We start from the raw sequence: 9292 nt of genomic DNA, 5'->3' as shown, positions 1-9292 counted from the left end.
TACAGTTACTCAAGGAACCCTTAACCACTTCAATCGGAGGGAGCAAGGTATGGATTGCCCGTGCCATCACTGATTTAGCTGTGCCACGGCGTCCTGCGATCGCAACGCCTCCTAATCCAGGGTCAATGGCGGCGAGGAGGAGGGCGAGTTTAATGGCTTCTTGACCCACCACGGCGGTGAGGGGAAAGCTAGGGTTGGCAGGTTTTGTGGTCAGTGCGGGCATAGAGCAACTATTGTCAAACTTCCCTGAGTCAAATCATAGTAGTATAATAGTACTCTTTTACGACTCCTTATGGTTTATTTAGCTCCATGGGAAATTCTTGAGGGGGACTTTCCAATACTAAATTGATCTAGGAATCTAGGTCTGACCACAGTTATTGTAAAGACTTGTGATCCTCGGGTAATTCTAAAACCACCCGATAGGCCGTCGAATCGTATGATGATTTGTTCATGGTACCCGCTGTTGCCGCAAAAAGTATCCGGAACGTGCGCCAGATTTGTTCATTTGACTTGTCGATAATATCTGCTTTTTTTTCCATCCAGCGCTCATACATACCCTTAGCCCAAAGATAATAGTTGCGACGGTCGTTATAGATGGCTTGGATCTCAAATGGTGATTCTTTAACAGCATCGATAAATTCCGGCATATACACCATCCGAAAGGTTCCTGGCCAGATATACTTGGTAATAAAACTGTGCGTGCCAAATGACTCTTTGTGTGAGGCAAAGTCGAGATATACTCGTCCGCCAGGTTTAAGGTAGTTCAAGAGACGCTCCATTACTCGAGGATAATCTGACAAATCTTCGATTACCCCCATCATTACTATGCCATCATATTTCTGGCTGGGTTGGAAAGAGAAAAAGTCTTGATACTTGACCTCTGCATCAAAGTTATTTTTTTCAATTAAATCTTCTACATACTGTTTTTGGTGGTTGGATAAGGTAATTCCAGTCACACGGATATTTCGGCGTGCGGCAAAACGCACGAAACCGCCCCAGCCAGAGCCAATATCCAGTACCGAATCATTCGGTTTGAGATTAAGAGATTGAAAGGCAAAGTCTAACTTGCGTTCAGCTCCAACCTCTAGGCTATCCTCATCTTTCTCATATATCCCAGGAGTATAAGTATTGTAATCGGTATCCATAGCGAACAATTGGATATTATGGGAGTCATAATGCTTCGAGATCCAATCTGGATTGCATTTTTCCCGCCCAAGTAAGATGGGCTTGAGTCGCCGACCTATCTTTAGCAAAATATGCTGATCGGATAACAGCTGCTGGAAGGACATGGCCTTGATTAAGTCCCCTTCGAAATCAATATCACCCTTGATGTAAGCTTCCACTATCAGTAATTGGTCTAAAGACATTAGAGCTTTTCGACCAGCTGGATTTTTGATGTATATATCCAAGATCGGTTTCTCTTCTCCAATAGTGGTGAGTGACCCATCTTCCAAATGAATTACAAAGCTAATTGGTAGTTTGCCACCTTTGGATAAGGAGGAGACGAAGTTCCTTACAAACGGGTTTTCAATCATGGGTAACGTCAGATGCTATTGCTTTTCCTGCAATTACCTTACCCCACTAGCTGTCAGCTATCATGCTTAAAATAAATCTCGTTCGCGCAATTGTCAATCTACAATATTCTCAGGCATTGTCAGGTATTTCCAACTGGAAGAATGCCGATTAACCCGTGTCCAGGAGTTATGGTGATGAATCCCAAGGCTATTTTAGGACTGCTTAAGGAAACATTTAAAGAATGGAAGGACGATAACGCATCTAGACTAGCAGCAGCATTATCCTATTACATGATTTTTTCCCTAGCGCCAGTGTTAATAATTGCGATCGCAATTGTGGGGTCTATTTTTGGGGAAGAGGCGGCTAAGGGCGAGATTGTAGGGCAAATCCAAGGATTGGTTGGGGAACAAGGGGCACAGTTTATTCAGACAGCCATTACTAATGCCCATCGGCCTGATGCTAGTGGGGGGTTGGCTTCCTTGATTAGTATTGTGGTGCTGTTGTTCGGTGCATCTGGGGTATTTGGCGAAGTCCAAGATGCCTTGAATACGATTTGGGATGTGAAGCTGAAACCGGGACGAGGCATCTGGGGTATTTTGAAAAAACGGACTCTTTCGTTTATAACAGTGCTGGGTGTGGGAATTTTTCTGCTATTGTCCGCTGTGCTCAGTACTGCCTTATCTGCTTTGGAGTCTTATGAGAGCGAATTCCTCAAGGAACTGGGTTTACTCTGGCTCTACCAACTTAACTTTGTCTGGACAATTCTGGACTTGCTGGTGTCCTTTGGTATCCTTAGCCTGATGTTTGCTCTGGTTTACAAGTACTTGCCAGATGTGAAAATTGCCTGGAAGGATGTCTGGGTTGGAGCAATTATCACTACCTTACTGTTTAACTTGGGTAAATGGCTATTGTCATGGTATCTCGGCAGAAGCAGTTTTTCCTCAAGTTACGGTGCTGCTGGCTCACTGGTGGTTTTATTGGCTTGGGTATACTATTCCTCTCAAATTATCTTTTTAGGAGCTGAATTTACCCAAGTTTACGCTAAAATATTTGGTTCAAAAATCGTTCCCGATGACCATGCTACCCCTCTCCCAGCAGTAGGCCAGTTCCCTAGTGTTGAGGAAAGGGATAACCCAAGATCGTAAGAACAGGGAACAGGGAACAGGGAATAGGGAATAGGGAATAGGGAATAGGGAATAGGGAATAGGTAAAAACTCCTATGTACCTCATTAAACTAAAAACCGCTTTAATTAATTACGATTAATTAATCTTAATTAATCGTAATTAATATCTTAATTAATATTTAACGAATAATTTAGGTCAAATTGTGCTAAAGTACCTGAAGTTCCATCGGTTCTGGTGAAGAGCACTCACCAGAGGTAACGGGGAAAGTCCGGTGCAAGTCCGGCGCTGTCCCGCAGCTGTGATGAGGTCTGTGACCTCTAAGTCAGAATGCCCGCCAATGGTTTCAGTTGTTAAATCCGTCTGCGAGGTACAGATGATGTCTGATGTAGCATTTCCAAAATTAGTGAGTAGGCAACCACAGTTACTAGTAACGTTTGTGATGCTCTTTTTGAAAACTAGTGGTTGAGTAAAAAGTATTTAATAGGTTTGATCTGTAAGTTTGATAGTAAGCTATAAGCTATAAGCTATAAGCTTAAGCGCTACGCGCACGCTACGCGAACAGCTATAAGCTATCAGCTATCAGCTCAGTTTAAATGTGCTACAAGACTACTTTATCTTTTTTCAAGATAGTCTTAGAAAGCCTAGTCTGTCAAGGTAATTAACACTAAACTGTGCCAATTTTTTGATCAGTCATTGACCAGCATTTACCAGATGTCTAAGAGCAAATTTTCCGCGAACAATCGGTCTTATACCTCCCGTTATCAAAACCAGAAACTTGGCTTTAATGCTATAGCTTTGTTGGTATGGATGGGGATTTTAAGTACAGCACAACAAGCCATGGCTCACCATCCCTTTGGTGGCGAGACACCTGATAATTTCATCACAGGATTTTTGTCTGGATTAGGTCATCCCGTGATTGGTTTCGATCATCTCGCCTTTGTGATTGCTGTTGGCTTAATTGCAGCCGGATTTACCAGTGGTTTCCTGATTCCCGGTGCTTTTGTCCTCACCACCCTAGTCGGGACAGGTATTCACTTGCTGGGAATGGACTTGCCAATACCAGAGATTGCGATCGCTACTTCAGTGGTGCTCTTTGGCGGACTACTGTTGAGTGCCAAAATTCCCAATATATCCGTAGTGCTAGGGTTAGCTAGCTTAGCTGGTATTTTTCATGGCTATGCCTATGGTGAAGCAATTGTAGGTGCTGAAATGAGTCCACTATTGGCTTACCTGATTGGCTTCAGTGTGATTCAGTATGGTATTGCCATCCTAGCCCTAGGGCTGAGTAAGAGGTTGATCAAACAATGGAAAGATCAACCCTTCCCACTGATGCGAATTTTAGGCTTTGGTATCTGCTCAGTAGGAGTCGTTTTCCTATCCTCTGCAATTTTTGGATAAGAAGAATTAAGAATGTAGAATTAAGAATTAAGAATGTAGAATTTAGAATTAAGAATTGATGATAATTTATAATTCTGCTTTATGTATTCTGCTTTCAGCATTCACCATTCTTCATTTTGCCTTTCGCCTTAGAGGATATCTAAAAAGTTTTTTGATACTGAATTTTGCCCCCCTAGCCCCCCAATTATGCGGTGCGCACCGGTGGGGAAGAATCAATTTGCTGCTAAAAGTCCCCCAAGCGAGGGATTGCTCCCTTGGGAAACGGGGGCTTGGATGTAGCAAATGAGACTTCTCAGACAACCTCTTAGGTAGCTAGTCCTTTAATTCTGTGTCAAAAACCGATGAAAGCTAACCAAGTTAAACAACTTAACTTTTCCGGTGCCTACATAGATGCGAAGTACGTTGAAAATGTGGAAAATTATCCCATTAACAGTCGTACTATCACCGTTAATCCTGAAGAGACAGATGCTTACCTGAGCGAAAATAACACCAGCATTATTCCGGCTTTTTCATCTACCATCCTCAAAAATACTACTGTCCAAAAAGCCAAATCATTACTTTTGCTGGAGGGAGTAGAGAGCAACAACATCGGCAAGATTGTTTTTGAGCCTGGGTGGAATTTATTAGGTAATTTGATCCACTTCCCCAAAAATATACCGCTGTGGAAGTCTCCTCAAGATGAGGCGGGAATTCTAGAAGTCGATCCCTATTTTATGGCAAGGCAATCGAGTACACCCCATCAACAAGAAAAGTTCTCTGTTAAAGTTAACCTCTGGTATGCTCCTTCTCGTACCGATTGTGCAATCCATAACCAACATGACTTTATTGAGCTTCACACCCAAGTTTTGGGACAGGGACGAATGCAGAAGTTCAAAGAAAAAGATTTTGGGACTCTCTATGAAGATCTCTTGATGACTGAGGGATACACCCAGATCGTTCCTTTTTGTGAAGTACACGAAAACCAGCAATATACCTATCCGTGGCATCAGTATTATTCAGATACGGATTGTATCTGGATGGCGATCGAATATCACCCGATTAAACGTTCTAAATGAACCCTGAGATATTGATGTCTTACCTTCTTGACGGATATATATCCCAACCTTAAATCTACCCTAAACTGAACACCAAAGGCGAACAACAAAATAACCTTGGCCTTTGGCCACGCTACGCGAACAACCTTCAACAAAATAACCTTGGCCTTTGGCCACGCTACGCGAACAACCTTCAACAAAATAACCTTGGCCTTTGGCCACGCTACGCGAACAACCTTCAACCTTCAACAAAATAACCTTGGCCTTTGGCCACGCTACGCGAACAACCTTCAACCAACCAACCTTAAACCTTAACTTTACTCCTTAACTTACTTAAAATGGCTGCAAAAATTCCTGTTACAGTTGTTACTGGATTCCTGGGTAGTGGCAAAACTACTCTCGTGCGTCACCTGCTCCAAAATAATCAGGGCAGGCGCATTGCTGTAATTGTTAATGAATTTGGTGAAGTAGGGATTGATGGGGAATTATTGCGTTCCTGTCAGATTTGTGATGAAGACGATGACGCCAATAATAATATTTTAGAACTAGCGAATGGTTGTCTGTGTTGCACGGTTCAGGAAGAATTCTTACCGACAATCCAAGAATTGCTGAAGCGTCGTGACAAGATTGATAATATCCTGATTGAAACCTCGGGATTAGCGTTGCCTAAACCTCTAGTTCAAGCCTTTCGTTGGCCAGAAATTCGCACGGGCGCTACGGTGGATGGGGTGGTGACTGTCGTAGACTGCGATGCCTTAGCCGCTGGTACTTTAGTCAGCGATATCAATGCTTTAGAAGCCCAACGTCAGGCTGACCCAACCTTGGAACATGAAACTCCCATCGAGGAATTGTTTGAAGACCAGCTAGCTTGTGCTGATATGGTGCTGTTGACTAAAGTGGATTTAGTGGATAGTCCTACTCAAACCAAAGTAAACAATTGGTTGCAACAGCAGTTACCAAGTAGTGTGAAAGTCGTTCCTTGTCAGGAGGGAGACATTAGTCCTGATTTACTGCTAGGATTTAATGCTGGAGTGGAAGATAATTTAGAATCACGTCCTAGCCATCATGACCATGAAGAAGACCATGACCATGATGATGATATTAATTCAGTTAATTTGATTTTAGATCAGGCATTTGATCCACAGGTAATCAAGACAAAATTACGACAATTGGTGCAACAGCAAGAGATTTATCGTATTAAGGGATTTGTGAATGTTGCTAATAAACCCATGCGGATGGTGATCCAAGGAGTAGGCGATCGCATTGAGAGTTTCTTTGACCGTGCTTGGCAAGCTGATGAAAAGCGTCAGACTCGCTTGGTGTTGATTGGGCAAGGCTTGGAGCAGTTAGGAATTCAGGAGGTATTTGGGTAATAAAGGGAACAGGGAATAGGGAATCGGGAATCGGGAATCGGGAATCGGGAATCGGGAATCGGGAATAACCAATTTAGTAGAGTGGGCATCTTGCCCGCTCGGGAATGAAACAGGCAAGATGCCTGTTCCACCAAGATGGCGGAACATGAAACAGGCAAGATGCCTGTTTCACTAAGATGGCCATTCCACCAAGATGGCGGAAGATGAAACAGGCAAGATGCCTGTTCCACCAAGATGCCTGTTCTACCAAGATGCCGGAAGATGAAACAGGCAAGATGCCTGTTCTACCAATATGCTGGAAGATGAAACAGGCAAGATGCCTGTTCCACCAATATGCCGGAACATGAAACAGGCAAGATGCCTGTTCCACCAATATGCCCATTCCACCGATCAGATTACGGTGCAGTTTCCATGTGAGGTATGTACAATAATGATCTACAAATCAGCCTCAGTGAAACGATGTTAAGTCGGGAAATTACCTATTCTCAAGCAAAAGCTAACCTAGCTAGCATCCTAGATCAAGTTTACGATGAACGCGAAATTATCGTAATCAAGCGTGATAACCAGAAAAATGTCGCGTTAATTGCTGAAGATGAATTGTCTGGTATCTTAGAAACTATTTACCTGTTGCGATCGCCAGAAAATGCCAAGCGCCTGTTTAGGGCTTTGGAATGGGCAGAGTCAGAAGAAGCTACTCGTGACGTACTCCCGACGTTGCCCTGACGGGACAACGCGGGCTTCTTGCCAACACCAGGTACCCCTTCGGTTACTCGGCAAGCTTTACTCCTGACGGGACGCCCCACCGCCAAATTCAATATGTTTTTAGCCGCATTCACATCGCGATCTTTCGTGTATCCACAATGAGGACAAGAATGGATGCGGTCTTTTAATTTTTTAGGTACTTTCGTGCCACAATTAGAACAGTTCTGACTGGTATTTCGAGGATTTACTGCAACTGTAAGCAAACCAGCATTTTCGGCTTTGTTTGATAGTATTGACAGAAATTGTCCCCATCCAGCGTCCAATACAGATTTAGCCATTTTAGTTCTGGCCAAACCTTTAATATTTAACTTCTCGTGAGCGATTAGATCATATTCGTCTAGCAAACTTTTGGCTGTTTTAAAATGAAAATCTTTTCGAGTGTCAGCCACTTTTTTATGAGCTTTTCCTAGCTTAATAACAGCTTTCTTACTGTTGTTACTACCTTTCTTAGAACGGCTAACAGCTTTTTGAATTTTCTTTAACCGTTTTTGAGCTTTTCGATAGTATTGGGGTATTGGTACCTCTGAACCATCAGACTTTGTCAGAAAAGACTTAAGACCCATATCTATTCCGACGGGATTTTCGATGCTGTCTACTGAGATAATATCCGGAACCGTACCATCTTGGATTGACAGCGTGACGTAATAGCCGTCAGCTTTTCGGGTTATAGTAGCTGTTTTTATTTTGAATCCTTCTGGAATAGGTCTGTGATAAATCATTTTGACTTTACCAAATTTTGGAAGAGTCAAAATGTTGCCATTTATTGGATTATTTGAAAGTGACGGAAAAGTAAATGACTTGTATCTATTTTTACTTTTGAATCGAGGTCTTCCGCTCTTTTTACCATTGCTATCTCCCTTAAGAAACCGCTTGAAAGCCAAATCTACTTTTTTAACGCAATCCTGTAATACGTGAGCATGAATATCACTATACCAAGGTCTGTCTTTCTTTAACTGAGGTAGAGTTCTTTTTTGGGAAAAGTAGTCAGGATTGTTTCTTAGATCTGGTAAATGACAAACAAGGGAACAAGAATTAATAGAACAGCGATTTTGCTCAAACCAATTAAACCTATCTGCCAACAAATAGTTGTACTGATGACGCAACATATCCAGCCATTTCTCTATTTTTGTAATTTGCGACTTTGTCAGTCTTAACCGGTATTGATATGCAGATATCATTTTTGTCCTCTTGCTTATCGACCTATTATTAGTCTAACATATGGGTAGCCATATGACAACCCATAACAGTAAAAACATGAAAGATAAAAAGTTGATAGTCAGAGTAACTGACTTTGAAAAACGACAATTAAAACAGGAAGCCGACAAGAGAGGGATGACCCCATCTGAATTGATTAGGAGTTTTATAGCTCGTCTCCCTGTCCCCCAGGATTATTAGTTGGTGATTCCATTTCATTCCATCACCGGGCTATCCTTCCCGACGCTGACCCTATCGGGTACAGCGCGGGGCTGCCGCCATAAAGCTCAACCTTTGGAAGAACTGAAAGAGGAATTGGGTATTAAGTTGTAACAAGGGTAAGAAAGACGGCATTACTTTGTCACAGAGTTGACATTCAGTCAATCTCTTACTAATCTAGCTACTATACAGCCAATACTCCCATTTTTAGTGCATTGATGGTGCTCATGGCTGAAAAGGGATAGACGAATCGCTTTACCGTGAGCGGCTAAGGACAAGTTAGTTATGAGTGGCGATCGCAATATTCAAGCAGGTAGATATAACCGTGAAACCCACAACAACGACCAAAGTACTTACATCGAGGGCGATTACTATAACAATAACCCAGAGCAAAAACAAAACCTCGCGAAAGCTGCGGCACAGATTCAAGAATTACTAGAGACCTTAGACAAAACTTACCCTACTGATACTACCACTGGAAAGATGAAGGTGGCAGCAGCAGCAGTTGAGCAGATTGACACTAACCCTGCTTTGAGTAATAGAGTACTCAGTGCCTTGAAAGCTGGGGGTGTAAGTGCTTTTGAGCAACTGCTGAACCATCCGGCTGCTAGTTTTGTTATCGGTGCGCTGGAAGATTGGCAGGAAACTCAGCAGTCTTAACACCAGACTAAA

The 9292-nt window shown here is 42.6% G+C and carries 12 protein-coding genes and 1 riboswitch; of the genes, 8 read left to right on the top strand and 4 right to left on the bottom strand.

Annotated features, from left to right (window positions below; genetic code table 11):
- Together F6K53_RS15725 and F6K53_RS15720 are read right to left on the bottom strand one after the other, a co-directional pair.
- Positions 1-223, bottom strand: a 223-nt coding sequence (locus F6K53_RS15725; RefSeq protein WP_293081258.1) for an ATP-binding protein, incomplete at its 3' end; no start/stop codon positions are given.
- A gap of 151 nt (positions 224-374) precedes the next feature.
- The gene (locus F6K53_RS15720) at positions 375-1409 is read right to left on the bottom strand and encodes a class I SAM-dependent methyltransferase (RefSeq protein ID WP_293066686.1); all 1035 of its coding nucleotides are present in this window, start codon (positions 1407-1409) and stop codon (positions 375-377) included.
- Between the two features lie 267 nt (positions 1410-1676).
- Here F6K53_RS15720 and F6K53_RS15715 point away from each other — a divergent pair, with 267 nt between their 5' ends.
- The 5 genes from F6K53_RS15715 (at position 1677) to cobW (ending at position 6445) form a co-directional block, all read left to right on the top strand.
- Positions 1677-2660 (top strand): YihY/virulence factor BrkB family protein, encoded by a 984-nt coding sequence (locus tag F6K53_RS15715; RefSeq protein ID WP_293066689.1) that lies wholly within the window; start codon positions 1677-1679, stop codon positions 2658-2660.
- 189 nt (positions 2661-2849) lie between these two features.
- Positions 2850-2994, top strand: a riboswitch (cobalamin riboswitch).
- 357 nt (positions 2995-3351) lie between these two features.
- Positions 3352-4038, top strand: coding sequence for a HupE/UreJ family protein (locus F6K53_RS15710; RefSeq protein ID WP_293081255.1), 687 nt, complete (start codon positions 3352-3354; stop codon positions 4036-4038).
- Between the two features lie 341 nt (positions 4039-4379).
- Positions 4380-5093: a hypothetical protein gene (locus F6K53_RS15705; protein WP_293027245.1), complete on the top strand. Its 714-nt coding sequence runs from the start codon at positions 4380-4382 to the stop codon at positions 5091-5093.
- A 96-nt stretch (positions 5094-5189) separates the two neighbouring features.
- Positions 5190-5387: a hypothetical protein gene (locus F6K53_RS15700; RefSeq protein ID WP_293081252.1), complete on the top strand. Its 198-nt coding sequence runs from the start codon at positions 5190-5192 to the stop codon at positions 5385-5387.
- Positions 5388-5410: 23 nt separating this feature from the next.
- Positions 5411-6445: a cobalamin biosynthesis protein CobW gene (gene cobW / locus F6K53_RS15695; RefSeq protein WP_293042301.1), complete on the top strand. Its 1035-nt coding sequence runs from the start codon at positions 5411-5413 to the stop codon at positions 6443-6445.
- A 73-nt stretch (positions 6446-6518) separates the two neighbouring features.
- On the opposite strand, the gene F6K53_RS15690 is transcribed toward cobW, so the two are convergent.
- Positions 6519-6827 (bottom strand): hypothetical protein, encoded by a 309-nt coding sequence (locus tag F6K53_RS15690; protein ID WP_293066699.1) that lies wholly within the window; start codon positions 6825-6827, stop codon positions 6519-6521.
- Positions 6828-6904: 77 nt separating this feature from the next.
- On the opposite strand from F6K53_RS15690, the gene F6K53_RS15685 reads away from it, so the two are divergent.
- The gene (locus tag F6K53_RS15685) at positions 6905-7168 is read left to right on the top strand and encodes a type II toxin-antitoxin system Phd/YefM family antitoxin (RefSeq protein ID WP_364302003.1); all 264 of its coding nucleotides are present in this window, start codon (positions 6905-6907) and stop codon (positions 7166-7168) included.
- Here the strand turns inward: F6K53_RS15685 and F6K53_RS15680 are convergent.
- Complete coding sequence (locus tag F6K53_RS15680; RefSeq protein WP_293066702.1) at positions 7066-8385, bottom strand: transposase; 1320 nt, start codon at positions 8383-8385, stop codon at positions 7066-7068. The genes F6K53_RS15685 and F6K53_RS15680 overlap by 103 nt on opposite strands.
- A 217-nt stretch (positions 8386-8602) precedes the next feature.
- Between F6K53_RS15680 and F6K53_RS15675 the strand changes: the two genes are divergently transcribed.
- Together F6K53_RS15675 and F6K53_RS15670 are read left to right on the top strand one after the other, a co-directional pair.
- Positions 8603-8734, top strand: a complete 132-nt coding sequence (locus F6K53_RS15675; protein WP_293066705.1) for a hypothetical protein — start codon at positions 8603-8605, stop codon at positions 8732-8734.
- 171 nt (positions 8735-8905) lie between these two features.
- Positions 8906-9280: a hypothetical protein gene (locus F6K53_RS15670; protein ID WP_293066708.1), complete on the top strand. Its 375-nt coding sequence runs from the start codon at positions 8906-8908 to the stop codon at positions 9278-9280.
- Positions 9281-9292: the final 12 nt, after the last annotated feature.

The organism is Moorena sp. SIO4A1, from assembly GCF_010672065.1.
In the GTDB taxonomy this organism is placed as follows: Bacteria; Cyanobacteriota; Cyanobacteriia; order Cyanobacteriales; family Coleofasciculaceae; genus Moorena.
Note: the sequence above shows the minus strand (reverse complement) of the source record. Positions and strands in the feature narration are given on the sequence as shown.